Origin of the sequence: Lentzea indica (assembly GCF_012184385.1) — a bacterium.
GTDB lineage: Bacteria > Actinomycetota > Actinomycetes > Mycobacteriales > Pseudonocardiaceae > Lentzea > Lentzea indica.
In genome coordinates this window covers 1-24,809 of record NZ_VSRL01000043.1, presented here as the reverse complement: position 1 = coordinate 24,809, position 24,809 = coordinate 1, and the positions used below count along the sequence as shown (strand labels likewise).

Below are 24,809 nucleotides of genomic sequence, written 5' to 3'. Positions count from 1 at the left end.
TTCGACGAAACCAACGGTCGGAGATCGATCAGGTGGCGTCCGAGTGAATTTTCCCGGCGGACGGCGCTGATCGCGCGACCATGAGCACATGGAGTACGACCGCTACTGCGACCTGACCATGCGCGGAGGCACGACCAGCGGTGTCGTGTATCCGCTCGCTGTCGCATCCCTGGCGCGCCACTACGAGTTCAAGCAGATCGGTGGCGCGTCCGCGGGAGCGATCGCGGCGGGGTTCACGGCGGCCGCCGAACGCGGTCGTGCTTCCGGTGGCTTCGAAAAGCTGACACAGTTGATCGACTGGTTCACGTCCGGCACCGGCGCGGACCGCTGGCGGCTGGCGCAGCTGTTCCAGCCCACCGGGAAAACCCGTGCGCTGTACCGGATCGTCGTCGCGACCATGCAGAAGCGCGAGACCACGGGCCGCAGCGCGATCTCGTGCCTGTTCTTCGCGTTGCTGGGCGCCGTCGGGATGCGCGCGAAGTCGGTGCTGGCTCTGATGGCGTCGCTGTGGCTGGGCGGACCGGTGCTGTGGTCGGCCTGGCTGGCGCCGTCGTCGTATCCGGGCTGGCTCGCGGCGTTGGTCGTCGTGCTCGCTTTGGCGTGCGTGGTGATGGTGCTGTGGCCGTTGCGGTCGAGTTTGCCGTGGCCCGCTTGGGTTTTCGTCGCGGTGCCGCTCGTGCTCGGGCTGGCGTTCTCACGGCACTACGCGACGGCGGCGGTCGTGCTGCTGGTGTGGCTGGTGCTGACGCTCGCGGCGGTCAGCGCGCTGACCGTCACGTACGGGTATGCCATGCAGCGGTATCTGAAGAACAACGCGAGGTCCATCCACTTCGGACTCGTGCCGGGCACCGGTGACTTCACGCCGTCGTGGCTCGACCGGCTGGCCGGTGTGCCGAAGTCGACGGGCGTGCCGCCGCTGGCCGACTGGATCGCCGACCAGCTCGACTCCCTTGCCGGTACCGAGGACGCGCTGACGTTCGGCGATCTCGGCGACATCAACCTCGTGCTGATGACGACAGACCTGTCGCAGGGGCGGCCGTACCGGTTGCCGTTCAAGGAGGACTGGCAGTACTGCGAGGAGTGTCTCGGGTACGTGCTGCCGCGCCGGGTGGTCGAGCAGATGAACGGCGCTGTCACCGGTGAGAAGTGTCCGCTGCACGAGCACATGCCGCTGCGTTCCTTGCCTGGTCGCGAGGATCTGCCGGTCGTGCTGGCCGTGCGGATGAGCCTGTCGTTCCCCGGCCTGATCGCCGCCGTGCCGCTGTGCAGGGACGGGCGCGTGCACTGGTTCTCCGACGGCGGCATCACCAGCAACTTCCCCATCCACTTCTTCGACTCGCTGCTGCCGCGCTGGCCCACGTTCGGTCTGAGCCTGCAGCCCTACCCGAACGGCGACACGGAGGAGGTGTGGCTGCCGGAGCAGGACGCGTCGACGTCCGGCACGCACTACGCGTCGCTGAACTCGATGCCGCGGTTCCTCGTGTCCATTTTGGACACGTTCCTGGACTGGCGCGACACGATGCAGTCGGCGCTGCCCGGCTACCGCGGCCGCATCGCGCACGTGCGGCAGGCCGACCACGAGGGCGGCACGAACCTGTTCATGCCGCCTGCCACGATCAGGCGCCTCGCGTTGCGCGGCCAGCGTGCCGGCGACCTGCTGCGCGAACGGTTCGAGCAGCAGCAGAACACCGACCGCTACCGCTGGATCCGGCTGCGCATGGCGATGCGCGAGTACCAGGAGCTCGGCGTGCAGGCCGCGGACCGCGACGCGATGTACGAGGAGCTGCTCGAGCGGTTCCAGATTCCCGAGGCGTTGCACGAGTGGTTCCGCACTCCCCCGCAGGACGGTGATCCGTACCGCGACGGGATCGAGGTCGCTCTGGACCACGTCGGACGGTTGAAGGACGACGGGCCGTTCGACGGAGTGCCGCCGGTGGATCCCGATTTGCGGCTGACGCCGCCCGAATAGGCGCGCTAACCTGGGTACATGACGCGATTTAGCCACCCCCGACCTGCGGCGGTGGCGCGCGCCTAAAACCTTCCCGTTGGTCGGGGGACTCCGCATCCCACCAGACCGAGCAGAACGGGAAACCCCATGTACCGCACCGATGAACTCGTCCGCGCCCTGAACGTCCGCGACCTCACCGATCCCGCGCGGGGTCCGCACGCGATGCAGTTGTTGATCGCCGATCTCAAGGCAGCGCTCGACAATCCGCAGGAAGTCCGCCACCACCCGCTGGTTCCGGTGGAGCACAACTACGAGCACCTCGGTTATCCGTCCGACGCGATCACCAGAGAAGCTCGCTACACCAGGTACGTCAGCGAGACGTGCATGTTGCGCAGCCACACCACGGCGATGATCCCGCCGGCTCTCAAAGAAGCAGTCCCAGACGTGACGCTGCTCTGTCCCGGCCTCGTCTACCGCCGTGACACCGTCGACCGTCTGCACACCGGTACGCCGCACCAGCTCGACGTCTGGCGGATCTCCAGAAATCAGGAGGAGCTGGCCGATCTGATCGACACGGTCGTCACAACACTGTTGCCCGGCAAGCGCTATCGCACGATCGATGCACAACACCCATACACCACGCACGGCAAGCAGATCGACGTGGAGCACGACGGCCAGTGGGTGGAGATCGGTGAGTGCGGAAGGGCCGCGCGACACGTCCTCAAAGACCATCCGCACGGCCTCGCGATGGGACTGGGACTGGACCGGCTTCTCATGCTGCGCAAGGGAATCCCGGACATCCGCCTGCTGCGCAACGAGGATCCGCGCATCAAGTCGCAGATGCTGGACCTGACCGAGTACCGGCCGATCTCACGGCACCCGGCTGCCATCAGGGACATCTCGATCATGGCGAACGTCGAGGAGGACGTCGAAACGCTGGGCGACCGGATCCGCGCGCTCGTGCCGGAGGACGTGATCGAGGAGATCACGATCCTCGGCGAGACCAGGACAGAAGACCTGCCCGACCACGTCCGGCAACGGCTGGAAGCCGAGCCAGGTCAGAAGAACGTGCTCCTCCGCGTGACGATGAGGGCACCGGAACGCACCCTCACCGACAGCGAGACGAACGAGATGCGGGACCGGCTGCTCTACGGCTTGCGAGCCACGGCGCCGTAGATGCCAGTGTGATCCTCGTAGGAGTCCGGGCGCCAGTCGTTCACCGCGACGACGCCCGGCTCCAGCAGCTCGAGCCCGTCGAAGAACCTGGTCACCTCGGCGTGAGTGCGAACGGTGAGCGTGTTGTCGGAGTTGCTGTAGATCTTCGCGACCTTGCGGGCTTCCGCGCCCTCCTCCTCGGTGAGGCTGTCCCAGGTGGCGTGGGTGATGGCCAGGTACGAGCCGGAAGGAAGAGCCGACATGTACTCGGCGACGGTGTCGTACGGGTTGTCGGAGTCCGGGATGAAGTGCAGCGCCGCGATGATCAGCACGCCGACCGGGCGGGAGAAGTCGAGCGTCTCGCGGACGCCTGCCAGCACCGTCGAGGTCGCGCGCAGGTCGGCCAGCAGCGCCGTGGCGTTGGGGTTCTCGGCCAGCAGGGCGTTGCTGTGCGAGACGGCGACCGGCTCGAAGTCGACGTAGAGCACGCGGGCGGACGGGTTGTTCTGCTGGGCGATCTCGTGGACGTTGCCCACGGTCGGGATGCCGGAGCCCAGGTCGAGGAACTGGTCGACGCCCTCGGCGACGAGGTGGCGGACGACCCTGCGCAGGAACGAGCGGTTCGCCTGCGCGCTCTGGACGATGCCGGGGTAGATCTGCTCCACCTGCTTGGCGGCGGCGCGGTCGGCTTCGAAGTTGTGCGAGCCGCCCAGGTAGTAGTCGTACATCCGAGCCACGCTCGGGCGTGTGACGTCGACCGTGGACGGAACCCACTTCAGCTCTTCCATCACGCGCGCATCCTTGCCGTGCGCCACACGGGTGTCCACCGCCACCCGCGCGATCCACGATCGCGTCAGGACGTCGGGACCGCTCGCTGACAGCGAACATCCGGAGGGAACACCACCCCGCTCCAGTTGGTTGAGCGGTACAGACTCAACTTTGGAGGGTGATGTGATGGGCGAGACGTTGGCCCTGCCGGTGCTGCCGCTCGACGACGTTGTGGTGCTGCCCGGCATGGTGGTGCCGATCCGCATCTCCGGTGCGGACGCCAGCGCCGAGGCCCGCGCGGCCGTCGACGCCGCGACGACCGCAGCGAATCATCAAGTGCTGCTCGTTCCACGTCTGGACGGGAAGTACGCCTCGGTCGGCACGCTCGCCGAGATCGAGCAGGTGGGCCGTCTGCCTGGCGGCGAGCGCGCCGCCGTCGTGCGCGGCACGAAGCGCGTTCGCATCGGCACGGGCACCACGGGACCGGGCGCGGCACTGTGGGTCGAGGCCACTGTCGCGGACGAGTCGCCGATCACCGAACGGACGCGGGAGCTCGCGAGGGAGTACCGCGCGCTCGTGACGAACATCCTGCAGACGCGCGGTGCGTGGCAGATGGTCGACTCGATCCAGCAGATCAGCGACCCGTCGGCGCTGGCCGACCTCGCTGGCTACGCCTCGTACCTCGACGAGAAGCAGAAGATCTGGCTGCTGGAGACCTCGGACGTCACCACGCGGCTGGAAAAGCTGGTCGAGTGGGGCAAGGCACACCTGACCGAGCTGGACGTGAACGAGACGATCGCCAAGGACGTCAAGGAAGGCGTCGAGAAGCAGCAGCGGGAGTTCCTGCTGCGCCAGCAGATGGCCGCGATCCGCAAGGAGCTGGCCGAGCTCGACGGCAAGCCGGCCAGCGAGGAGGAGGACTACCGGGCGCGCGTCGAGGCGGCGGAGCTGCCGGAGAAGGTCCTCAAGGCCGCACTGACCGAGGTCGACAAGCTGGAGCGCACCTCCGAGCAGTCACCCGAGGTGGGCTGGATCCGGACGTGGCTCGACACCGTCCTGGAGATGCCGTGGAACGAGCGGACCGAGGAGTCGTACGACCTCAAGGCCGCGCGTGAGGTTCTCGACGCCGACCACGCCGGCTTGGACGACGTGAAGCAGCGCATCACCGAGTACCTGGCCGTGCGCAAGCGTCGTGCTGACCGTGGCATGGGTGTTGTTGGTGGACGTCGTTCTGGCGCTGTGCTCGCCCTGGTCGGCCCTCCCGGCGTTGGCAAGACGTCGCTCGGCGAGTCCGTGGCACGTGCGATGGGTCGCAAGTTCGTTCGCGTGGCCTTGGGTGGCGTGCGCGACGAGGCCGAGATCCGCGGTCACCGCCGCACGTACGTCGGCGCGCTGCCGGGCCGGATCGTCCGCGCGATCAGCGAGGCCGGTTCGATGAACCCGGTCGTGCTGCTCGACGAGATCGACAAGGTCGGCTCCGACTACCGCGGCGACCCCACGGCGGCGTTGCTCGAGGTGCTGGACCCGGCGCAGAACCACACGTTCCGCGACCACTACCTGGAGGTTGAGCTGGACCTCTCGGACGTGGTGTTCCTCGCGACCGCGAACGTGCTGGAGTCGATCCCTGCGCCGTTGCTCGACCGCATGGAGCTCGTGCAGCTCGACGGCTACACCGAGGACGAGAAGGTCACGATCGCCAGTGACCACCTGCTGCCGCGCCAGATCGAACGCGCAGGCCTCGAGCCTGAGGACGTCACGTTCGCCAAGCCCGCGCTGCACCAGCTGGCGACCGAGTACACGCGGGAAGCCGGTGTGCGGCAACTGGAACGGGCCCTCGCGCGGATCCTGCGCAAGGTGACCGCGAAGGTGGCCCTGGGTGACTCGGAACTGCCGATCACGGTCGACCAGCCGTCGCTGAAGTCGTACCTCGGCAGCCCGAAGAACACGCCCGAGTCGGCGGAGCGCACGTCAGTTCCCGGCGTGGCAACGGGTCTGGCCGTCACGGGCGTCGGTGGCGACGTGCTGTTCATCGAGGCCTCGCTGGCGCCCAAGGACACGGGCTCGGCCGGGGTCACGCTGACCGGCCAGCTGGGCGACGTGATGAAGGAGTCCGCGCAGATCGCGTTGTCGTACCTGCGTTCGCACGACGACAAGGCCGCGGCGCTGGCCGACCGGGGTGTGCACATCCACGTCCCGGCGGGCGCGGTGCCGAAGGACGGGCCGTCCGCGGGTGTCACGATGACGACGGCGCTGGCGTCGCTGCTGTCCGGCCGCGCTGTGCGCTCGGACGTGGCGATGACGGGCGAGATCTCGTTGACCGGCCGGGTGTTGCCGATCGGTGGCGTGAAGCAGAAGCTGCTCGCCGCTCACCGTGCGGGCATCACGACCGTGCTGCTGCCCCAGCGCAACGAGCCGGACCTGGACGACGTCCCGGAGTCGGTGCGGGAGCAGCTGACCGTGCACCTGGTTTCGGACGTGTCCGAGGTGCTGGAGCACGCGTTGTCGAAGGAGGCCGCCGCCACCGTTGCGGCGTAACGGTTTCTGGTTAGGACCCCTCGTGGGGGCAGTAGCGGCGACTACTGCCCCCACGAGGCTTTTCCCTTGCTACTGACCGATGTCGATGACGACCCGGTTCGGGTTCGTCAGCGTGAACACCCGATGCCACGAGCTGGCGTTGCCGTAGCCCACCGCAATGCCGAGCGTGGCTTCGAAATCGCACGTGAAGGCGACCCTGCGGACGTTGTCGAGGCCGGGCGGCGCGAGGTTGCGCGACCCGGTGTAGGTCGGGTTCCCGTTGTCGTCGTGCGCGGCGGCGCCGATCAGGACGACTTCGAGGATCTCGGTGCTGCCGGGCATGGAGATCGGGTCGCCCGACCCGCAGTTCGCGACTCCGGCGACCTCGCGGACCCGGTGCTCCGCCGGCAGGCCGGACATGTCGAGCACCACCCTGTTGAACCCGGCGTGCTGCCCGGTCCGGATGTTCGACAGCGTGGGCGTGCTCTGCGCCGACGCCATCGGGACGAACGTGAAGACCGTGGTCGCCGCCAGCACCAGCGCGGCAAGACGTCTGTTCATCTTCGGCCCCCTCTCAGGGCTTTCTCGATGCCTTGAAGACGTGTGACTCGAGCCACAGTTGCCTCAGGACGAGTAGACGTCGATAACGACCCGGTCGGGGTTCGTCAGCGTGAACACCTTGTGCCACGAGTTCGGGTCGTTGTACCCGACCGCGATACCGAGCGTCGCCTCGAAGTCGCACGTGATGGCGATGCCCTTCACGTTGACCAGGCCCTGCGGCACGAAGTTCCGCGGTCCGGTGTACGTCGGGTTGAAGTTCTCGTCGTACGTGGCGGCGTAGTGGAACACCGACTCGAGGATCTCCGCGCCCGGCACGGCGACGGGGTTACCAGAACCGCAGTTCGTCACCTCGGTGGCCTCGCGGGACTGGAAGTTGCTCGGCAGGCCGGTCATGTCGAGCACGATCCGCTCGAAGCGGTCGTGCTTGCCGGTCCGGATGTCGTTGAGCTGGGCCGGACCACTCGCCGACGCCACCGGGACGAACGTGAACACCGCGAGCACTGCGAGCAGCACCGCGGTCAGACGCTTCTTCATTTGTCTTCTCCCCCTGCAAAGATCAGCTGTGGTTGATGTCGACGACGTACCGGAGCGGGTTGGTCAGGAAGTAGGCCCGGTAGGTCGGGTTCGCGTGGTCCACGCCGATCGCGATCGACAGGTCCGCCTCGAAGTCGCACGTGAACACGACGCTCTGCGCGGTCCCCAGGCCCGTGGTGATGTTGCGCGACCCGGTGTAGGAGTGCGCGTCAGCCGGCTGCAGCCGCACCTCGAGGAACTCCTTGCCCAGCGCCGAGATCGGCTTGCCGGAGCCGCAGCTCACCGGCTCCGCGATCGAACTGACGCTGTCCTGCGGCTGCCCGCCGGTCAGGTCGAACACCACACGGTCGAACGTCGCGTGATGGCCGGTCCGGACGTCGGTCAGCTGCGCGTACTCGGCCGCGGACGCCGCCGGGACGATGCTCAACGCCATCCCCACGGCGATGAGCGCTGCTGCGATTCGCTTCATTCTTTCCCCCTCTTTCAGACGTCGGTCACCCCAGAAAGTCCTCCAGCGGCACCGGAGTCAGCCCGTCCTGCTTCGCCCGGTTCAGGAACGCGGTGAAGTCCTCGACGAACGTCGTCCGGAAGTGCATGAGCACGATGTCACCTGGCTTGAGCTTGTCGCCCTGCTGGAACTGCACACGTCCGTCGTTGACCGCCGCGGTCCAGTTGACCAGCGCCTTGAACCCGCAGCTGGCGGCGGCATGCCGGGTAGTCGCGTCGTAGTTGCCGAACGGCGGCCGGAACAACGTCGGCCGCTTGCCGTAGTCGGTGGTCAGGAAGTCCGCGTTGCCGCAGATCTCGTTCTTCTGGAACTCGAACGGCTTGCCGAGCAGGTTCGGGTGGCTGGTCGTGTGGCTGTGGACCGTGGCGGGCAGTTCCTTGAAGTAGTCCTTGTGCCCCTCGGCGTACTTCGTGTTGAGGAACACCGACGGCCACACGCCGGCGTTGATCATCAGCTCGCGCGCCTTCGGATGCTGCACAGCACCGTCGTCGATCGTGATGAACACGTACGGCTTGTCAGTCGGGATGTGCGTGACGACCGGCACCATCCCGTCCGCGACCGCCGGAGCCTTCGCCTGCACCGTGCCGTACGGATACGGCGGCTCGAACATCCGCTTCGGCTCTTCAGGCGTGCTCGTCGTGGTGGGCGCCGTCGTGAGAACGGGGCCACTGGGTTGCTCATCGGGCGTCTGTCCACATGAAATGAGCCCGGCAACCAGCGCAAATGCAGCAATCAGCCGCAACCTGGACATCGAAAATCCCCCTCCACGCGGAAGACGCCGCGCAGGCCTCCATGGTTGCACGGGGATAGGCTCGAACTGATCACAAGAAGGAGGAGTTCCGATGAGCCTCGAGCGTCCAGTCGCTCCCGACCCCTACCAGTTGCTCCCGCAGGTCGGCACCTTCAACGTCACCTCGACAGACGTGCGCGACGGCGAACAGCTCCCCGACGCCCAGGTCTTCGAAGGCGGCAACACCTCACCCCAGCTCTCGTGGTCCGGCTTCCCGGCCGAGACCCGCAGTTTCGTGGTCACCTGCTACGACCCCGACGCCCCCACCCCCTCCGGCTTCTGGCACTGGGTGGCCGTGAACCTCCCCGCCACCACCACTTCATTGGACACCGGCGCAGGAGCCTCCGACGCCACACTTCCGGGTGACGCCTTCCACGTGCGCTCCGACTACAGCACCCGAGCCTTCGGCGGCGCCGCCCCACCCAAGGGCGACCACCCGCACCGCTACTACTTCGTGGTCCACGCGGTGGACGTGGACAAGCTAGACGTGGACGCCGACGCCTCACCGGCCGTGGTGAGCTTCAACCTGGCCTTCCACACCCTGGCGCGAGCGATCATCACCCCGACCTACCAGCACTGACCAACAGGCGACGCGACTCCCGCGAGGCCGAAGGCGAGCCGACGCGAAGGCGGAGCCGAGCCGACCGCTTTTCACACACAACGCTGGTGGGGTGGTCCCGTCACGAGTCGTGCCGATGCCTTTGCCGCGCCCGAGGAGGGGTGTCAAACGGACACGCTTTTCGTCCGTTTGACACCCCTCCTCGGGTGTGGCTGCCTTCGAGTGCGACTCGTGACGGGACCACCCCACACCAACCGCAACCACCTACGCAGCAGCAAGCCGCCAAAAGCAACAGGCGTGCCATCAACCCGCGCGCGGCGCTGGACAGGTCTTTGATCAGATTGGCGGGGTCCGGGGCGGAGCCCCGAAGCTTGAAACAGGAACCCAACCACCAAAGCCGACCACCAACGCCAACGCCCACCAAACCCCGACGCGTAAGGCCCACGTAACACCCAACCCGGGAACAGCACCTCCCCCGAAATGGTTGGATCGACACGTGAGGCACTTCGACCTGGTCATCATCGGCACCGGCTCCGGCAACTCCATCCCGAACGAGGCGATGGCGGGCTGGCAGATCGCCATCCTCGAAAAGGGGACCTTCGGCGGCACCTGCCTGAACGTGGGCTGCATCCCCACCAAGATGTTCGTCCACACCGCGGACCAGGCCGCCGCACCGGCGAACGCCAAGAAGCTGGGCGTGGACGCCCACCTGGACGCGGTCCACTGGCCCGAGATCAGGGACCGCATCTTCGGCAGGATCGACCCGATCGCCGAGGGCGGACGGAACTGGCGCGCCAACGAGAACGCCAACGTCACCGTCTACGAGGGCACCTCGACGTTCGTGGACGCCCACACCATCGACACGGGCACCGGCGAGACGATCACCGCCGACCGGATCGTCATCGCGGCGGGCAGCCGGCCGACGATCCCCGACATCGCGGACATCGAGACCACCGGCTTCCACACCAGCGACAGCATCATGCGCCTCGACGAACTCCCCGAGAGCCTGATCATCGTCGGCAGCGGCTTCATCGCCTCCGAGTTCGCCCACGTCTTCAGCAGCTTCGGCGTCAAGGTCACCTTGATCGCCCGCTCGAACCTCCTGCTCCGCCACGAGGACCTGGAGATCGCCGAGCGCTTCACCGAGATCGCGAAGTCGAAGTGGGACGTCCGCCTGCAGAGGAAGACCACCCGCGCCGAAAAGACCGCAACGGGCGTCCGTCTGCACCTGGAAGGCCCCGACGGCGAGGAAACCGTTGAGGCGGCCCAACTCCTCGTCGCCGTCGGCCGCCAGCCGAACACGGATCTGCTCCAGGCGGAGAAGGCCGGCATCGAGACCCACGCGGACGGCCGCATCAAGGTCGACGAGTACCAGCGCACGAGCCAGCAGCACATCCTCGCGCTGGGCGACATCAGCTCTGACTACCAGCTCAAGCACGTCGCCAACCACGAGGCGCGCGTCGTGCAGCACAACCTGCTGAACCCGGACGACCAGATCAAGAGCGACCACCGCTTCGTGCCCGCCGCGGTGTTCTCCAGCCCGCAGATCGCGAGCGTCGGTCTCACCGAGGAAGAGGCCACGGCGAAGGGAATCCGGTACGTCACCGCGAGCCAGGCCTACGCGTCCATCGCGTACGGCTGGGCCATGGAGGACACGACCGGCTTCGCGAAGCTGATCGCCGACCCCGCCACCGGCCAGTTGATCGGCGCGCACATCATCGGGCCGCAGGCGTCGACGGTGATCCAGCCGCTGATCCAGGCGATGAGCTTCGGGCTGGACGCGAAGTCCATGGCACATGGGCAGTACTGGATCCATCCTGCGATGCCCGAGCTGGTCGAGAACGCGCTTCTCAACCTGCCGTTGGACTGAAGGCCCCGAACGACAGGGACTTCCGCCGCTGCCGCAAAGCGGAACAACGGGTAACAATGCGGCGATGGCTGACAGGGTTCTTGTCGCGTACACCTCGAAAATCGCCGCCACGGACGAGATCGCCGAGATCATCGGCACCGAGCTCGCCGGCTGCGGGCTGAGAGTCACGGTGCTCTCGGTGGCCGCGGCCGAAACGCTGCATGGGTTCGGTGCCGTGATCATGGGTGACGCCGCGACGCGTGACGCGCATCGGTTTGTGCGACGGCACAAGGTTTACCTCAAACACACGCCCATGTGGTTGTTCCACCGCGGCATTCCGCCCGTGCCGAACGACGTCGCGCGCATGGTGCGGAAGCTCGGGGCCGTCGGGCCGGTCAGCTTCGGCGGTGCGGCACCGGACTGGGACCGGGCGAAGGCATGGGCCCGCTACCTCGCCGACCAGCTCACGGTGCTGCACCGCGGGTTCGAGAGCAACTAGGCCTTGATGATGCGGACGTTGTTGCCGGCCGGGTCGCGGAACACGCAGTCACGCGCACCCCACGGCTGATCGGTCGGCTCCTGCACGACGTCGCCGCCACCCGCCTGCAGCTTGTCGAACACGCCCTCCAGGTCAGGCGTGGACAGCTGGATGTACCCGTACGAGCCGCCCTCGATCATCTCGGCGATGGCGGTCTTCTGCGCGTCCGTGAGGCCCTCGGCCATCGCCGGCGGTTCCAGCACGACAGCAGAACTCGACCCCACGGGAGCGACCGTGATCCAGCGCATCGTGCCCTTGCCGACGTCGGCGCGAACCTCCCAGCCGAGCAGGTCGCGGTAGAACGCGAGCGAGGCGTCGGGGTCGGTGTGCGGGAGGAACGTCGCATGAATGTTGATGTCCATGGCGACAACGCTAGGACCAGCGCGAACGCCGCGCTTCTCGATTCCTGACCGGCTAGACGTAGCGCGGACGACCGGCGATCATGCCCAAAGCGGTCAACGCGGCGAGCAGCACCAGCTGCAGCACGAGCGACGTCGTCCACGAGCCGGTGGTGTCGCGCAGCAGGCCGAACGCGAACGGGCCGGTGGCGGCGATCAGGTAGCCGATGCTCTGCGCCATCGCGGACAGCCTCGCGGTGTCCGAAGTGGACTTCGTGCGCAGCGACATGACCAGCAGCGCCAGCGGGAACATGCCCATGCCGAACCCGATCAGCACCACCCACAGGCCGGGAGCGGCGGCAGGCGCCACGAGCATTCCGAAGATGCCGGCGAACGACAGCAGGCCGAGCGCCAGCACCATCGGGCCCTGGCTGGAGAACCGGGCCGCGATCGGCGGCACGAAGAGGCTCACCGGAACGCCGAGCAGCATCGAGACGGCGAGCAGCATGCCGGCGGTGTTCCGGTCCACACCGGCGTCGACGAGCATCGCGGGCAGCCAGCCCATGACGGTGTATGCGAACAGCGACTGCAGGCCGAAGAACACCGTGATGACCCACGCGAGCGGGCTGCGCAGCAACGAACGCTTCGCCACCGGGGCAGCCGAGCGGACGACGGTCGACTCGGCCCCGTGCCGCGCACCGGCGAACCACACGATCACCGCACCGGCCGACAGCAGCGCCCACGCACCGACGGCGAGACGCCACGAGCCGAGGAAGTCCTCCAGCGGAGGCGTGAGAGCGGCGGCCAGCGCGGCACCCGCCGCGAGCGTTCCCGTGTAGACACCGGTGATCAGACCGACCTTGGTGGGGAAGGAAGCCTTCACCACCACCGGGATCAGCACGTTGGACACGGCGATGCCGGCACACGCGATGAAGGTGCCGCCCAGCACGACCCACGGACCGTCGATCACGCGCAGGACCAGGCCGAGCGTGAGCACCCCCAATGACAGTCCGATCGCACGGGCCATGCCGAGGCGGCGGCCGAGCCATGGCGCCGCGAACGCCGCGAAGCCGAAGCAGAGCGCCGGAACGGCGGTCAGCGCACTGGTCCAAGCGGCCGAAACCCCCAGGGCGGCGCGGACATCGACGAGCACCGAGGCCAGACTGGTCACCGCTGGGCGGAGATTCGCCGCCGCGAGGGCGACCCCGATCGCGAGCAGCGTGGATCCGACCAGCGGAACGTGACGATTCTTGACGACCGCGACCCTGCGACCTCGATCGGTGGCAGTCTGTCCGGCAATGGTCGTCTGCTGAATCGTCACGCGCACACTATCGCAGACGTAGGATGTTCGGATGAAAGGATGACGCTGTGCCGTTGGCCACTACCCGACGGGCGGGCCTCGTCGACCAGGTGATCGAGCAGATGAGGGGCGCGATCACCACCGGCGAATGGCCCGTCGGGCAGCGCATCCCGCCCGAGCCCGAGCTGGTCACCGCGCTCGGGGTGGGTCGGAACACGGTTCGCGAGGCCGTGCGGGCGCTCTCGCACGCCGGCCTGCTGGAGGTGCGGCAGGGCGACGGCACGTTCGTCCGCGCGACCAGCGAGATCTCCGGCGCGGTCCGCCGCATGTGCGGAACGGAGCTGAAGGAGGTGCTCCAGGTCCGTCGCACCCTCGAGATGGAGGGCGCGCGCCTGGCCGCCAAGCACCGCACCGACGCCGAACTGGCGCGCCTCACCGAGCTGCTGCGCAAGCGCGACGCGGCGATGGAGGCCGAGCAGTGGGCCGAGGTGATCGAGCACGACACCGCGTTCCACGTGCTGCTCGTGCAGTGCTCGCACAACACCCTGCTGGCAGAGCTCTACCAGGGCTTGACCGAGGCGGTCAAAGCTTCGGTGGCGGCATCTGTCGACACCAGCCAGCCTGGACGTGACCAGGTCTCGCACACCGGGCTGTTGCACGCGGTCCGTGACGGAGACCAGGAGAAGGCGGCGATCGAGGCGGGCGGGTTCTTCGAGGAGCTGATCGAGAAGTTCTGCTAGCAAGCTGATCGAACGCGGACGGAAACCGTCCGCATGAGCTCATAGCGTGGGGGCCATGGAGATCACGCCGTTCCGCATCGAGATCCCGCAGGCCGAGGTCGACGATCTCCACTCACGCCTGGGCAACGCGCGGTGGCCGGAGGAGGACCTGCCGGGCGTCGGCTGGTCCTACGGCATCCCGCTGAGCTACCTGCGCCCGCTCGCCGAGTACTGGGGCACCGGGTTCGACTGGCGCGCGCAGGAGGCGCGGCTCAACTCCTACCCGCAGTTCACGACCGAGATCAGCGGTCAGCGCATCCACTTCCTGCACGTGCGGTCGAAGAATCCCGACGCGCTGCCGCTGCTGCTGATCCACGGCTGGCCCGGCTCGTTCGTCGAGTTCCTGAACGTGATCGGGCCGCTGTCCGAGGACTTCCACCTGGTCATCCCCTCAATCCCCGGCTTCGGCTTCTCGGGTCCGGTGAAGAAGACCGGCTGGAACGTGCTGCGCGTCGCATGGGCGTTCGCGAAGCTGATGGATGGTCTCGGCTACGACCGTTACGGCACGCAGGGCGGCGACTGGGGTTCGGGCATAGCGCAGGAGATCGGCCGGGTGTTCCCCGAACAGGTCGTCGGCGTGCACGTGAACATGCTGCTGACGTTCCGGCCGCAGGGGGTCAACGACCTGACTCCGGAGGAGCTCAAGGCGCTGGAGTCGCTGGACCTCTACCAGAAAGAGCTCTCCGGCTACATGCACATCCAGCGCACCCGGCCGCGCACGCTCGGGTACGGGCTGACGGACTCGCCGGTCGGCCAGTTGGCGTGGATCGTGGAGAAGTTCCACGACTGGACGGACAACGAGGGCGTGCCCGAGGACGCGGTGGACCGCGACCACATGCTGACCAACGTGTCCGTGTACTGGTTCACCGCCACGGCAGGCTCCTCGGCGCAGCTCTACAAGGAGCAGTCGGCATCGTGGGGCCAGCAGCAACCCACCACGGTGCCGACGGGCGTCGCGGTGTTCCCGCACGACATCGGCGCACCGGTGCGATCGTTGGCGGACAAGATGATTCCGACGATCGTCCACTGGACGGAGTTGGACCGCGGCGGCCACTTCGCCGCGATGGAGGAGCCGGACCTGCTGGTCCAGGACATCAAGAAGTTCTTCGGGTCGCTGTGATCACTCTGTCGAACCGCACTCTCAACCGCACGCTCCTGGCGCGGCAGATGCTCCTGGAGCGGACCACCACGCCGATAGTGGAGGCCGTCGAGCACCTCGGCGGCCTCCAGGCCCAGGCGCCGGCGCCGCCCTATCTCGCGCTGTGGACGCGGCTCACGCCGTTCGAGTTCGACGCGCTGAGCAAGCTGATCATCGACCGGTCGCTGGTGCGCATGACGTTGTGGCGCGGCACGTTGCACCTGATCTCGGCCGACGACGTGTACCTGATGCGCACGGCGTTGCAGCCGCAGCTGAACAAGTGGGCGCGCACCGCGATGCCGCCTGCCACCAGGGTCGAGATCGACCTGGACAAGCTGGCGCGGATCACGCGCGAGTACGTCGACACCGAACCGCGCACGGTCGCGGAGATCGGCGCGCACCTGGAGGAGCACTTCCCCGAGGCGAGGGCGCGCGAGCTGTCGACTCAGGCGCAGATGCTGGTGCCCATGGTGCAGGTGCCGCCGCGCGGGATCTGGGGCGTGGGCGGCATTCCGCAGAACGTCGCGATGGCCACGTGGCTCGGCCGCGACCTCCCCGAGCAGGCCGCGGTGGGCGAGCTGATCACGCGGTACCTGCGCGCGTTCGGACCGGCGACGCTCGCGGACGTGCAGGCCTGGTCGCGGTTGACCGGGCTGAAAGCGCACGCGGCCGGCTTGGAGCTCGTGGAGTACCGGAACGAGGCAGGCAAGGTGCTGCTGGACGTGCCGGACGGCGTGATCGTGCCGGAGGACACCCCCGCGCCCGCACGGTTGCTGCCCTCGTTCGACAACGTGTTGCTGGGGCACGCGGACCGGACGCGGATCATGAGCGAGGACGCGCGGTCGCGGTGGGGTGCCGTGCGCAACGGCGTGTTCCCGCCGACGTTCCTCGTGGACGGGTTCCTGCGCGGCACCTGGAACGTGGTGGAGACCAAGGACACCGCGACGCTCACGATCGAGCCGTACTTCAAGACCACGATGAAGGACATGGGCGGAGTGGTCCGCGAGGCCAAGGCGGCGCTCAAGGTGATCGCACCGAAGAAGGCCCACGTGGTCGCCGCCCCTTAGACCGCGACCTGCTTGATCACTTCGAGAGCCGCGGTGATGGCGGGCCGGCGCGTGGCCTGCGTCCGCCACACCGCGTACAGCCGCCGGGTGGGGTTCGGGCGCAACGGCACGGCCTTGACGGTGCCCGGCACCTCTCCCCTGCCCAGCCTCGGGATCAGCGCGACCCCGATCCCCTTGTCCAGCAACGCGATCTGCGTCCGGTACTCGTTGACCCGGTAGGCCAGCTCGGGCTCGATCCCCGCCCCTCGGAACGTCCGCACGAGCCAGTCGAAGCAGATCGACCCCTCCGGCTGGCTCATCCACCGCTGCCCGGCCAGATCAGCGGGTTCGAGGAAGTCCTTTCGCGACAAGGGATTCGTGACGGGGATCAGCACCTCGGCGACGTCGTCGCAGACCGCCACGCGGGACAGCGAATCCGGCACCGGCAGCGGGGTGTTCTGCCAGTCGTGCACGATCGCCATGTCGAGCTCACCGCGTGCCACGGCCTCGGTCGCCTGTGGCGGGTCGATCTCCGTCAGCCGCACGTCGAGAGCCGGGTGCTGCTCGGCCAGCCTCGCCAGGACGTCCGGCAGAAGGCCTCGCGCGGCCGTGGCGAACGAGCCGATGCAGAGGCGGCCGATCGCGGCGCCGCGTTGTTCCTCCAACGCCACCTCGGCCTCTTCGACGAGCTTCAGGACCTGGCCCGCGGTGTCGGCCAGCAGCCAGGCCGCGTCGGTGAGCCGGACGCCCCGGCCGCGGCGTTCCAGCAGCGTGGTGCGGGTTTCGCGTTCCAGCTTGGCGATCTGCTGCGAGACCGCGGACGGTGTGTAGCCGAGCACCTCTGCCGCCGCGCCGACCGTGCCGTGCGTGGCGATGGCGTGCAAAGCCTTCAGTCTTCCCAGGTCGAGCATGTAGCGATGCTAAACCCATAACCTAAGTAATCGGAACTGGTACTTAATAGTCGGCGCCTGCAAGATTGATTGCATGAGTCCCCGCCACGTCCTGCTCGCCGTGCTGGTCGCCGCCATCTGGGGCTTCAACTTCGTCATCCTCAAGGTGGGCCTCGACGAGTTCCCGCCGATCCTGTTCTCGGCCCTGCGGTTCCTCGCTGCGGCGGTGCCCGCGATCTTCTTCGTGGGACGGCCGTCGGTGGCGTGGCGCTGGGTCATCTCGGTCGGGCTGGTGCTGGGAGTCGCGAAGTTCAGCTTCCTGTTCATCGGCCTCGACGCGGGCATGCCGGGAGGGCTCAGCTCGCTGGTGCTGCAGAGCCAGGTGATCTTCACGGCGGTGTTCGCCACCGTCGTCCTGCGCGAGCGGCCGAAGCCCGTGCAGATCGCCGGAATCGTGCTCGCCGTCGCGGGAATCGGGTTGATCGCCTGGGACTACGGGCTTTCGTCGCCGCTGCTCGGGTTCCTGCTGGTGATCGCGGCGGCGGCGTGCTGGGGCGTGTCGAACGTGCTGATGCGGTACGCGCGACCGGCGGACACGTTGCGTTTCATGGTGTGGGTGAGCGCGGTGGCGGTGCTGCCGTTGTTCCTGCTGGCCTTCCTGACCGAGGACATGTCGGCGCTGGGCAGGCTGAGCTGGGCCGGTGCGGGCGCGGTCGGGTACGTCGCGTGGATCTCGACGCTGCTCGGCTTCGGTGTGTGGGGGTTCCTGCTGCGCCGGTACGAGTCGTCGGTGGTGGCGCCGTTCTCGTTGCTGGTGCCCGTGTTCGGGATGTTCTCGGCGTGGGCGTTCCTCGGCGAGGACTTGACCGTGCTGCGGGCGGCGGCCGGCGGGGTCGTGCTGCTGGGGCTCGCTATTCCGCAGCTGGTGGGGCGCCGGGCGGCACGAACGGAAGCCCAGCGGGAGCCCCTCGTTCCAGCAGGTCGATGACGGCCTTGGTGTCGAGGTGGTCCGCGACCAGGTCGCCCAGCAGGTCCAGCTGGGCCTCGCGGGCGGCCTGGAAGCTCACCTCGCCGGGTTCGAAGTCGCGGCCGGCGCGGTCGGCGGCCCAGCGCAGGAACTTGCGGCGGAACGTGTCGTTCTCCAGCAGGCCGTGCCAGTGGGTGCCGAGAACTCGTTCGGTCTGAGCACCTTCCTCACCGATCAACGGCTGTTCGGTGCTGCGGACGACCTGACCGTGATGGATCTCATAGCCGATGACGGGCTCGCCCCACGCCGTACCTGATGGCGTGGCAAGGGTTTTCCGAGGCTGGAAGCGGATGTCGACGTCGAGCAGGCCGAGCCCGTCGACCGTCCCGTACTGGGACTCCACGTCGTCCTCAATGCGCTTCGACAGCATCTGGAAGCCGCCGCAGATGCCGGCTACCGGGCCATCGAAGCGCTGAATCGCTTGAGCCAGACCGGTTTCGCGCAACCAGGCGAGATCGGAGACGGTGACCTTGGAGCCGGGCAGCACGACCAGGTCCGCGTCCGCCAGCCGTGACGGCTCTGTCACGAACCGCACGGAGACGCCGGGCTCGCAGGCCAGAGCCTCCGCGTCGGTGGCGTTCGAGATGCGCGGCAACCGGATCACGGCGACCCGCAGCCAGTCCTTCAACGGCGGCTGCGGCCTTCCGATCACACCGTCCGCGTTGTAGGACAACGAGTCCTCGGCGTCGAGCCAGAGTTCCTCGCGCCACGGCAGCACGCCGAGCACGGGTCGTCCGGTCAGCGCCCGAAGCTGGTGCAGACCCGGTTCGAGCAGGCGCTCATCGCCGCGGAACTTGTTGATGACGAAGCCCGAGACCAACGCCTGGTCGGCCGCGTCCAGCACGGCCACGGTGCCGAAGAGGTGGGCGAACACACCACCGCGGTCGATGTCACCGATGACGAGCACCGGCAGGCCGGCGCGCGTCGCCAGGCCCATGTTCGCGATGTCGTTGGGGCGCAGGTTGATTTCGGCCGGTGAGCCAGCACCCTCGCAGATGACGACCTCGTGGTCGCGCCTGAGTCCATCCAAAGTGGACAGAACGGTGTCGAGCAGGTGCTGCTTGCGTTCGCGGTAGCTCAAGGCGGAGACCTCACCGACCGCCTTGCCGAGCACGACGACCTGGGACGTGCGGTCGCTGCCCGGCTTCAGCAGCACCGGGTTGAACCTGACGCTGGGCTCCTTGCGAGCCGCCCGCGCCTGCAGCGCCTGGGCCCGTCCGATCTCGCCGCCGTCGAGCGTGACGAACGAGTTGTTCGACATGTTCTGCGCCTTGAACGGCACGACGTCAACGCCCTGGCGTGCCAGAAAGCGGCAAAGACCGGCGACCAGGACGCTCTTGCCCGCGTCCGAGGTCGTCCCACAGATCAACATCGCGCCCCGCATGGACGCCAATGCTGCCATCATCACCAGCATGGTCACCGTCGTGCTCATGCACAGCCCGTTCCTCGGCCCGTCGAGCATGCGCCCGCTCGCCGACGAACTCGCCTCCGACGGGGTGGCCGTCCTGCTGGTCGACCTGCAGATGACCGTCAACGAAGCCCCTGTGCACCAGCGGCTGATGGGCGCTTTCGCCGACGCCGTGGACGACTCCGGTGTCTCGGGGCCGCTGGTTCTGGTGGGTCACAGCGGCGCGGGGCCGTTGCTGCCGGGCTTCGCCGACGCTCTCGAAATGGACGTGGCCGGGCTGGTGTTCCTCGACTCCGACCTGCCGACACCGGGCAGATCGTGGCGCGACACCGTGGACCCCGGTCTGGTCAGCCAGGTCAAGGCGTCGGTGCGGGACGGCAGGCTGCCGCGCTGGGACCGGTGGTTCGACTCCGACCCCCTGCGGCTCGTGCCCGCCGGGCTGCGCGAGGAGATGCGCGACGAGGCACCCGAGGTGCCGTGGGAGTTCCTGAAGGAGCAGCGCCCGGTCGTCGAGTGGTCCGGGCCGTGCGGGTACGTGCTGCTGTCGTCGTTCTACGAGGACGCGGCGGCCAAGGCCGAGAAGCTGGGCTGGGCCGTCGAGCGCGTCGAATCGCACCACCTGGCGGCCGCGACGTCGCCTTCGGCGGTCGCGGCCGCGCTGAAAGCAGTGGTCAGCAGACTGTGAGGATCTCCGAGCCCGTGTCGGTGACGACGATGGTGTGCTCGAACTGAGCGGTCCAGCTCTTGTCCTTCGTCGTGACGGTCCAGCCGTCGTCCCACATGTCGCCCTCGTACTCGCCGAGCGTGATCATCGGCTCGATCGTGAAGGTCATGCCCGGCTCGAGCACCGTCTTCACCGACGGCTCGTCGTAGTGCAGGATCACGAGCCCGCTGTGGAACGAGCGGCCGATGCCGTGGCCGGTGAAGTCGCGCACGACGCCGTAGCCGAAGCGGTTCGCGTACGCCTCGATCACGCGGCCGATGACGTTGATCTCACGGCCGGGCTTCACGGCCTTGATCGCGCGCATGGTCGCCTCGTGCGTGCGCTCGACCAGCAGCCGGTTCTCCTCCGCGACGTTGCCCGCGAGGAACGTGGCGTTCGTGTCGCCGTGCACGCCACCGATGAACGCGGTGACGTCGATGTTCACGATGTCGCCGTCCTCGACGACCGTGCTGTCCGGGATGCCGTGGCAGATGACCTCGTTCAGCGAGGTGCAGCACGACTTCGGGAAGCCGCGGTAGCCGAGCGTGGACGGGTACGCGCCGTTGTCGCACAGGAACTCGTGCGCCACCGCGTCGATCTCGTCCGTCGTGACGCCGGGAACGACGACCTTGCCGGCCTCCTGCAGCGCCTGCGCGGCCAGCCGGCCGGCGATCCGCATGGCGTCGATGATCTCCGGCGTCTGCACCCACGGGTCGGTGCCGCGCTGCGGCGCGGGCTTGTCCACGTACTCGGGACGCACGATGCGCGAGGGCACCTGGCGACGCGGAGATTGCACACCTGGTTGCAGCGGAGCACGAACAGCCATGCTCTCCACATTAGCCGTCCGCACCTGGTGCCACGGTCAGGAGTCCTACCTCGTCGGCGGCGGCGAGCAGGCGCTTGTCGTAGGCGACGAACGCCTCCAGCACGTCACGCAGGCGGATCGCCGATGCCAGGTGGATCGCGTCCAGAGAACGAACCGGTTGCGGCAGCGCGCCTGCGGCGTCCAGCAGGTCGAACGTCATCGGCACCTGATCGATGTCGACGAGAATCGTGGCGGCCTGCCGCTTCTCCGCCTCGCCTTCCTCTCGGAGAGCCCGCATGAGTTCCACTCTTGCCAGTGAGCTCGTGACGAGGTCAGCGCGCTCACCGAGCCACGCGACGAGGTCGTCCGTCTCCGCCTCAGCCCTCACCAGTTTCACGAGCGCCGAGGTGTCGAGATAGATCACCAGCGCTCCTCGTCGCGCATCTGCTGGACCTTCTCCGACAGCTGGACGCCATCGCGCGGCGGCAGCGGCCGTGGAAGCCTCCGACCTCGACCACGGACGAGATGCCCGTTGGCAGCCAGCATCAGCCGCACGTTCGCGGGATCACTGGGTGGCCCCATCTCTGCAACGACGCGACCCCTGTCCGTGATCGCAATGCGCTCGCCCGCCTCAGCCCGCCGCACATAGTCGGCGGCGTGGTGCCGAAGCTCGCGAAGGCCAACCAGTTCGGGCTCCATGTTTCACAATGTATCACATGGTCGCGCGACCAGCTCATCACGGCACCGCCTTGAGGAACCTCGCCGCCACCTCCAGGGCCGGTGTCGAGGTCTCGCCGCTGAGAACCAGCGTCGCGAAGGCGAGATCGCCTCGGTACCCCATGAACCAGCCGTGTGAGTGCACGCCGTCGCCGAACTGCGCCGTGCCTGTCTTGCCCCTCACATCTCCGTACGGCTTGAGCTGTGGTGCAGTGCCGTAGTCGACGACCTCGCGCATCATCTGCCGCACGGGGTCGAGCGCGGCGGCCGGCGGTGCGGTGGGCTGTTTGTCCGCTTTGCTCTCCTTGCCGCGCACCAGTTGCGGCACCGGCATCGAACCCTTGGCGATGGACGCCGAGACCAGAGCCATGCCGAACGGCGACGCCAGCACCTTGCCCTGGCCGAACGCGTCCTCCGCCCGTTCCACGACGTCGGTCGCGGGCGGCACGGAACCGGTGATCGTCGTCAGTCCGGGAACGTCGAAGTCGACGCCCAGCCCCAGCGACTGCGCGGAGTTCGTCAGCAAGTCCGGCGGCATGTCGACGGCGAGCTGCGCGAACGTCGTGTTGCAGGAGAACGCGAACGCCGACCGCAGCGGGATGGTGCCCTTGTCGAACTCGCTGGAGTTCGGCACGATCCGCCGCCCGTCGATGGTGGTCTTGCCGGGACACGGCAGCGGGGACTCCGCGTTGACCTTGCCGGACTGGAGCGCGGCGAGCGCGCTCACCGCCTTCATCGTCGAACCTGGAGGGAAGCGGCCCGTCAGCGAGATGGCGCCCTGGGCGTCGGCGGGGTCGTTCTGCGCGACGGCCAGGATGTCGCCGGTCGACGGCTGGATCGCCACCAGCATCGTGGGTTGCCCGACGGGCTCGACGGCGTCCTCGGCGGCGGCCTGGATCGCGCGGGACAGCGCGACGTTCACGGCCTTGGCCGGCTCGGGCGCCTTCGAGTGCAGCTCGTCGATCTCGGTGCCCTGCGCGTCGACGGTGGCGACGCGGAAGCCCGCGTTGCCTGCGATGTCGTTCTCGACCAGCTTGCGCACCGCGGGCAGCACCTGGTTGCCGAAGTTGCGGCTCGGCGCCAGCAACGACGTCTGCGAGCTGAACCGCACGCCCGGCAGTTCGTAGATCTTCGGCTTCACCGACTGGTAGTCGGGGTCACGCAGCGCCGCCACCTGGTAGGCCTGACCCTCAGGGGTCTTGCCGACGCCCTCGGTGATCGTCTGCTGCGTGATGGCCTTGTCGAGCGGGTTCAGCGCGTCCGCGACGCCTTCGAGACGGCCGCGACGTCACCGGCCTCCTTCGCGACGAGCAGCACCGACACGACGCGTTCAGGGGCCAGCAACGGCGTTCCGTCGCGGTCCAGCACCGGAGCCGGGTCCGGTTTGAGCTCGGTGAGCCGGATGGACTGCTGCGCGGCGAGCTTCGGGTGCGCCACGGACGACGCCCAGTGCACCTTCCAGGTGTCGCCCTCCTGGCGCACGTCGAACTTGGTGGAGTACGTCCAGTGCCGGTTCTTGCCGAGGTCCCAGTCGAGGCTGACGCTCGCTTCGGACGCCGTCTCCCCGTTCTTGCGGATCTGGTCGACCTTGCTGGTCAGCCCCTCCGGCTTCAGCGCGCCCCTGAACTTCTCCAGGGTGTCCTTGGCCTCGTTGGGGTTGTCGGTCAGCCCGGCGGCACCCTGCACGTCACCGGACGCGAGCTTCGCCAGGAAGTCGTTGGTGATCTCCGGTGCCCCCGGTTCCGACTTGAACAGCCCACAGCCGCTCACCGTCACCAGCACTACCGTGATCGTCGCGAGAAGGCGCACCCGCGCGAGTATGCCGGTTCAGAACAGGACAGTCGCGTATTGGCCGACCTGTTCGAAGCCGATTCGGCGGTACGCGGCCTGTGCGACGTGGTTGTACCCGTTCACGTAGAGGCTCGCCGTGCGGTTGAGAACGCGCACGAGCCTGTCCGCCACGGCGGCGGTGCCCGCCGTGCCGATGCCGCCTCCGCGGCGGTCCGGGCGGACCCACACGCCCTGGATCTGGCCGACCCTCGACGACATGGCGCCGATCTCGGCCTTGAACACGACCTCGCCGTGTTCGAACCTCGCGAACGCCCTGCCTGCGGCGATCAACTCCGACACCCGTGCCCGATAGGCCGCGCCTCCGTCCTCGGCGCACGGGTCGATGCCTACCTCTTCGATGAACATCGAGATGGCGGCGGGGAGGTAGCGGTTCAGCTCGCTCGGGCGGACCTGTCTCACCAGTGGGTCCGGGGTGACCTTGGGGGTGCTGGAGATCGCCATCAGGGGCTGGTCGCCGCGGACCTCCCTCGCTGGGCCCCAGTCCGGCTGGAGTTCGTCCCAGAGGGTTAAGACCTGCTCGGCCGGGCCCACGAGGCTGGAACACATCCGGCCCCTGCGCCTTGCTCGGTCCGCGAACATCCGCATGGCTGTGGTGCCGCCTTTGAGCGGGATCAGGTTCGGGCCTGAGAAGCAAAGGCCGTCCACCCGGCCTCTGATGGGGCGGTTGTCCGAACCCCACATCTCGCCGCCCAGGCGCCACGGATCCAGGCCGGCCACTTCCACCCTTGCCGCGACCATGCACGCGGCTACGGGGTCGTTGTCGAACACCCCGCGCACGTCGATCAGGTCGCGCTCGTCGAGTACGCGCGCTCCGGCCAGCCTCAGCACGTCACCTAGCGTGCCAGATTGGGTGTGGGTATGGCATCAGCCAACTGTGCGGAGCGGGCGTGACGGTCCGCACCTGGGTCTTGCTGGTTTCGTCTGGGGTCGTCGCGCCGGTTTGGTGGGCCGTCTCCCTGTTTCGTTGGCGGGTGCCGGTTTGTTGTCCGTAGGTGGTCGGGTTGCGTGCTGGTGTGCCGGTTGCTTTCTGGGGCTCCGCCCCAGACCCCGCCAATCTGATCAAAGACCTGTCCAGCGCCGCCT

The 24,809-nt window shown here is 68.0% G+C and carries 26 protein-coding genes; 11 read left to right on the top strand and 15 right to left on the bottom strand.

All coding sequences use genetic code 11. The features are described 5' to 3' along the window. Positions 1-88 precede the first annotated feature (88 nt). Positions 89-1,969 (top strand): patatin-like phospholipase domain-containing protein, encoded by a 1,881-nt coding sequence (locus FXN61_RS54300; protein WP_167974255.1) that lies wholly within the window; start codon positions 89-91, stop codon positions 1,967-1,969. A gap of 126 nt (positions 1,970-2,095) precedes the next feature. Then, entirely contained in the window at positions 2,096-3,124 is a 1,029-nt protein-coding gene (gene srmL / locus FXN61_RS14820) for a PheS-related mystery ligase SrmL (RefSeq protein ID WP_167974253.1), read from the top strand. On the opposite strand, the gene FXN61_RS14815 is transcribed toward srmL, so the two are convergent. After that, positions 3,097-3,930, bottom strand: coding sequence for an SAM-dependent methyltransferase (locus FXN61_RS14815; protein ID WP_312877737.1), 834 nt, complete (start codon positions 3,928-3,930; stop codon positions 3,097-3,099). The genes srmL and FXN61_RS14815 overlap by 28 nt on opposite strands. A 127-nt stretch (positions 3,931-4,057) precedes the next feature. On the opposite strand from FXN61_RS14815, the gene lon reads away from it, so the two are divergent. Further along, complete coding sequence (lon, locus tag FXN61_RS14810) at positions 4,058-6,406, top strand: endopeptidase La (RefSeq protein ID WP_167974251.1); 2,349 nt, start codon at positions 4,058-4,060, stop codon at positions 6,404-6,406. Positions 6,407-6,475: 69 nt separating this feature from the next. Here the strand turns inward: lon and FXN61_RS14805 are convergent, their stop codons facing one another. The 4 genes from FXN61_RS14805 to FXN61_RS14790 all read right to left on the bottom strand — a co-directional run bounded on the left by FXN61_RS14805 (position 6,476) and on the right by FXN61_RS14790 (position 8,598). Then, positions 6,476-6,946 (bottom strand): AMIN-like domain-containing (lipo)protein, encoded by a 471-nt coding sequence (locus FXN61_RS14805; RefSeq protein WP_167974249.1) that lies wholly within the window; start codon positions 6,944-6,946, stop codon positions 6,476-6,478. A 63-nt stretch (positions 6,947-7,009) separates the two neighbouring features. Beyond that, a complete protein-coding gene (locus FXN61_RS14800) occupies positions 7,010-7,480 on the bottom strand; it encodes an AMIN-like domain-containing (lipo)protein (protein ID WP_167974247.1) in 471 nt (156 codons plus the stop codon). Positions 7,481-7,502: 22 nt separating this feature from the next. Next, a complete protein-coding gene (locus FXN61_RS14795) occupies positions 7,503-7,949 on the bottom strand; it encodes an AMIN-like domain-containing (lipo)protein (protein WP_167974245.1) in 447 nt (148 codons plus the stop codon). A gap of 25 nt (positions 7,950-7,974) precedes the next feature. Continuing rightward, entirely contained in the window at positions 7,975-8,598 is a 624-nt protein-coding gene (locus FXN61_RS14790) for a polysaccharide deacetylase family protein (protein ID WP_246291526.1), read from the bottom strand. 232 nt (positions 8,599-8,830) lie between these two features. Here FXN61_RS14790 and FXN61_RS14785 point away from each other — a divergent pair, with 232 nt between their 5' ends. The 3 genes from FXN61_RS14785 (at position 8,831) to FXN61_RS14775 (ending at position 11,685) form a co-directional block, all read left to right on the top strand. Then, positions 8,831-9,358 carry a YbhB/YbcL family Raf kinase inhibitor-like protein gene (locus FXN61_RS14785; protein ID WP_167974241.1) on the top strand — a complete coding sequence of 176 codons (528 nt, stop codon included), beginning with the start codon at positions 8,831-8,833 and terminating at the stop codon, positions 9,356-9,358. A 475-nt stretch (positions 9,359-9,833) separates the two neighbouring features. Beyond that, entirely contained in the window at positions 9,834-11,207 is a 1,374-nt protein-coding gene (locus tag FXN61_RS14780) for a mycothione reductase (protein ID WP_167974239.1), read from the top strand. Between the two features lie 64 nt (positions 11,208-11,271). Next, positions 11,272-11,685 carry an NADPH-dependent FMN reductase family protein gene (locus FXN61_RS14775; RefSeq protein ID WP_167974237.1) on the top strand — a complete coding sequence of 138 codons (414 nt, stop codon included), beginning with the start codon at positions 11,272-11,274 and terminating at the stop codon, positions 11,683-11,685. Here FXN61_RS14775 and FXN61_RS14770 read toward each other — a convergent pair. After that, positions 11,682-12,086 (bottom strand): VOC family protein, encoded by a 405-nt coding sequence (locus FXN61_RS14770; RefSeq protein ID WP_167974235.1) that lies wholly within the window; start codon positions 12,084-12,086, stop codon positions 11,682-11,684. The genes FXN61_RS14775 and FXN61_RS14770 overlap by 4 nt on opposite strands. Positions 12,087-12,138: 52 nt before the next feature. After that, a complete protein-coding gene (locus tag FXN61_RS14765; protein ID WP_312877736.1) occupies positions 12,139-13,383 on the bottom strand; it encodes a CynX/NimT family MFS transporter in 1,245 nt (414 codons plus the stop codon). 47 nt (positions 13,384-13,430) lie between these two features. Between FXN61_RS14765 and FXN61_RS14760 the strand changes: the two genes are divergently transcribed. The 3 genes from FXN61_RS14760 to FXN61_RS14750 are packed head-to-tail and all read left to right on the top strand — an operon-like array spanning position 13,431 to position 16,346. Further along, entirely contained in the window at positions 13,431-14,102 is a 672-nt protein-coding gene (locus tag FXN61_RS14760; RefSeq protein WP_167974231.1) for a FadR/GntR family transcriptional regulator, read from the top strand. A 55-nt stretch (positions 14,103-14,157) separates the two neighbouring features. After that, the gene (locus FXN61_RS14755) at positions 14,158-15,261 is read left to right on the top strand and encodes an epoxide hydrolase family protein (RefSeq protein WP_188135066.1); all 1,104 of its coding nucleotides are present in this window, start codon (positions 14,158-14,160) and stop codon (positions 15,259-15,261) included. Continuing rightward, positions 15,258-16,346: a winged helix DNA-binding domain-containing protein gene (locus FXN61_RS14750; protein ID WP_167974229.1), complete on the top strand. Its 1,089-nt coding sequence runs from the start codon at positions 15,258-15,260 to the stop codon at positions 16,344-16,346. Before FXN61_RS14755 ends, FXN61_RS14750 begins: the two co-directional genes overlap by 4 nt. Here the strand turns inward: FXN61_RS14750 and FXN61_RS14745 are convergent. Continuing rightward, positions 16,343-17,236: a LysR family transcriptional regulator gene (locus FXN61_RS14745; protein ID WP_167974227.1), complete on the bottom strand. Its 894-nt coding sequence runs from the start codon at positions 17,234-17,236 to the stop codon at positions 16,343-16,345. The genes FXN61_RS14750 and FXN61_RS14745 overlap by 4 nt on opposite strands. A 73-nt stretch (positions 17,237-17,309) precedes the next feature. Here FXN61_RS14745 and FXN61_RS14740 point away from each other — a divergent pair, with 73 nt between their 5' ends. Next, a complete protein-coding gene (locus tag FXN61_RS14740; protein WP_167974225.1) occupies positions 17,310-18,203 on the top strand; it encodes an EamA family transporter in 894 nt (297 codons plus the stop codon). Here the strand turns inward: FXN61_RS14740 and FXN61_RS14735 are convergent. Beyond that, on the bottom strand, positions 18,127-19,626 hold the full coding sequence (locus FXN61_RS14735; protein WP_167974287.1) for a cobyric acid synthase: 1,500 nt from the start codon (positions 19,624-19,626) through the stop codon (positions 18,127-18,129). The genes FXN61_RS14740 and FXN61_RS14735 overlap by 77 nt on opposite strands. A 28-nt stretch (positions 19,627-19,654) precedes the next feature. Here FXN61_RS14735 and FXN61_RS14730 point away from each other — a divergent pair, with 28 nt between their 5' ends. Continuing rightward, positions 19,655-20,335, top strand: a complete 681-nt coding sequence (locus tag FXN61_RS14730; protein WP_246291525.1) for an alpha/beta fold hydrolase — start codon at positions 19,655-19,657, stop codon at positions 20,333-20,335. On the opposite strand, the gene map is transcribed toward FXN61_RS14730, so the two are convergent. The 6 genes from map to FXN61_RS14705 form a co-directional block, all read right to left on the bottom strand. Next, on the bottom strand, positions 20,322-21,179 hold the full coding sequence (map, locus tag FXN61_RS14725; RefSeq protein ID WP_167974222.1) for a type I methionyl aminopeptidase: 858 nt from the start codon (positions 21,177-21,179) through the stop codon (positions 20,322-20,324). The genes FXN61_RS14730 and map overlap by 14 nt on opposite strands. A 10-nt stretch (positions 21,180-21,189) precedes the next feature. Further along, positions 21,190-21,582, bottom strand: a complete 393-nt coding sequence (locus FXN61_RS14720; RefSeq protein ID WP_167974220.1) for a type II toxin-antitoxin system VapC family toxin — start codon at positions 21,580-21,582, stop codon at positions 21,190-21,192. Next, the gene (locus FXN61_RS14715; RefSeq protein WP_167974218.1) at positions 21,579-21,857 is read right to left on the bottom strand and encodes a type II toxin-antitoxin system Phd/YefM family antitoxin; all 279 of its coding nucleotides are present in this window, start codon (positions 21,855-21,857) and stop codon (positions 21,579-21,581) included. Before FXN61_RS14715 ends, FXN61_RS14720 begins: the two co-directional genes overlap by 4 nt. A gap of 37 nt (positions 21,858-21,894) precedes the next feature. Then, entirely contained in the window at positions 21,895-23,049 is a 1,155-nt protein-coding gene (locus FXN61_RS14710; RefSeq protein WP_312877735.1) for a penicillin-binding transpeptidase domain-containing protein, read from the bottom strand. Positions 23,050-23,126: 77 nt separating this feature from the next. After that, positions 23,127-23,684, bottom strand: a complete 558-nt coding sequence (locus FXN61_RS55315) for an NTF2-like N-terminal transpeptidase domain-containing protein (RefSeq protein WP_312877734.1) — start codon at positions 23,682-23,684, stop codon at positions 23,127-23,129. An 18-nt stretch (positions 23,685-23,702) separates the two neighbouring features. Beyond that, positions 23,703-24,554 (bottom strand): GNAT family N-acetyltransferase, encoded by an 852-nt coding sequence (locus tag FXN61_RS14705; RefSeq protein ID WP_167974216.1) that lies wholly within the window; start codon positions 24,552-24,554, stop codon positions 23,703-23,705. Between the last annotated feature and the right edge of the window lie 255 nt (positions 24,555-24,809).

Bases quoted from the DNA above. Each gene is read 5' to 3' on its own strand.
- FXN61_RS14730 (WP_246291525.1), top strand. From the start codon at position 19,655: ATGGTCACCGTCGTGCTCATGCACAGCCCGTTCCTCGGCCCGTCGAGC.
- lon (WP_167974251.1), top strand. From the start codon at position 4,058: ATGGGCGAGACGTTGGCCCTGCCGGTGCTGCCGCTCGACGACGTTGTG.
- FXN61_RS14735 (WP_167974287.1), bottom strand. From the start codon at position 19,626: ATGCGGGGCGCGATGTTGATCTGTGGGACGACCTCGGACGCGGGCAAG.
- FXN61_RS14775 (WP_167974237.1), top strand. From the start codon at position 11,272: ATGGCTGACAGGGTTCTTGTCGCGTACACCTCGAAAATCGCCGCCACG.
- FXN61_RS14800 (WP_167974247.1), bottom strand. From the start codon at position 7,480: ATGAAGAAGCGTCTGACCGCGGTGCTGCTCGCAGTGCTCGCGGTGTTC.
- FXN61_RS14805 (WP_167974249.1), bottom strand. From the start codon at position 6,946: ATGAACAGACGTCTTGCCGCGCTGGTGCTGGCGGCGACCACGGTCTTC.
- FXN61_RS54300 (WP_167974255.1), top strand. From the start codon at position 89: ATGGAGTACGACCGCTACTGCGACCTGACCATGCGCGGAGGCACGACC.
- map (WP_167974222.1), bottom strand. From the start codon at position 21,179: ATGGCTGTTCGTGCTCCGCTGCAACCAGGTGTGCAATCTCCGCGTCGC.
- FXN61_RS14715 (WP_167974218.1), bottom strand. From the start codon at position 21,857: ATGGAGCCCGAACTGGTTGGCCTTCGCGAGCTTCGGCACCACGCCGCC.
- FXN61_RS14740 (WP_167974225.1), top strand. From the start codon at position 17,310: ATGAGTCCCCGCCACGTCCTGCTCGCCGTGCTGGTCGCCGCCATCTGG.
- FXN61_RS14770 (WP_167974235.1), bottom strand. From the start codon at position 12,086: ATGGACATCAACATTCATGCGACGTTCCTCCCGCACACCGACCCCGAC.
- FXN61_RS14755 (WP_188135066.1), top strand. From the start codon at position 14,158: ATGGAGATCACGCCGTTCCGCATCGAGATCCCGCAGGCCGAGGTCGAC.
- srmL (WP_167974253.1), top strand. From the start codon at position 2,096: ATGTACCGCACCGATGAACTCGTCCGCGCCCTGAACGTCCGCGACCTC.
- FXN61_RS14785 (WP_167974241.1), top strand. From the start codon at position 8,831: ATGAGCCTCGAGCGTCCAGTCGCTCCCGACCCCTACCAGTTGCTCCCG.
- FXN61_RS14745 (WP_167974227.1), bottom strand. From the start codon at position 17,236: ATGCTCGACCTGGGAAGACTGAAGGCTTTGCACGCCATCGCCACGCAC.
- FXN61_RS14795 (WP_167974245.1), bottom strand. From the start codon at position 7,949: ATGAAGCGAATCGCAGCAGCGCTCATCGCCGTGGGGATGGCGTTGAGC.
- FXN61_RS14790 (WP_246291526.1), bottom strand. From the start codon at position 8,598: ATGTTCGAGCCGCCGTATCCGTACGGCACGGTGCAGGCGAAGGCTCCG.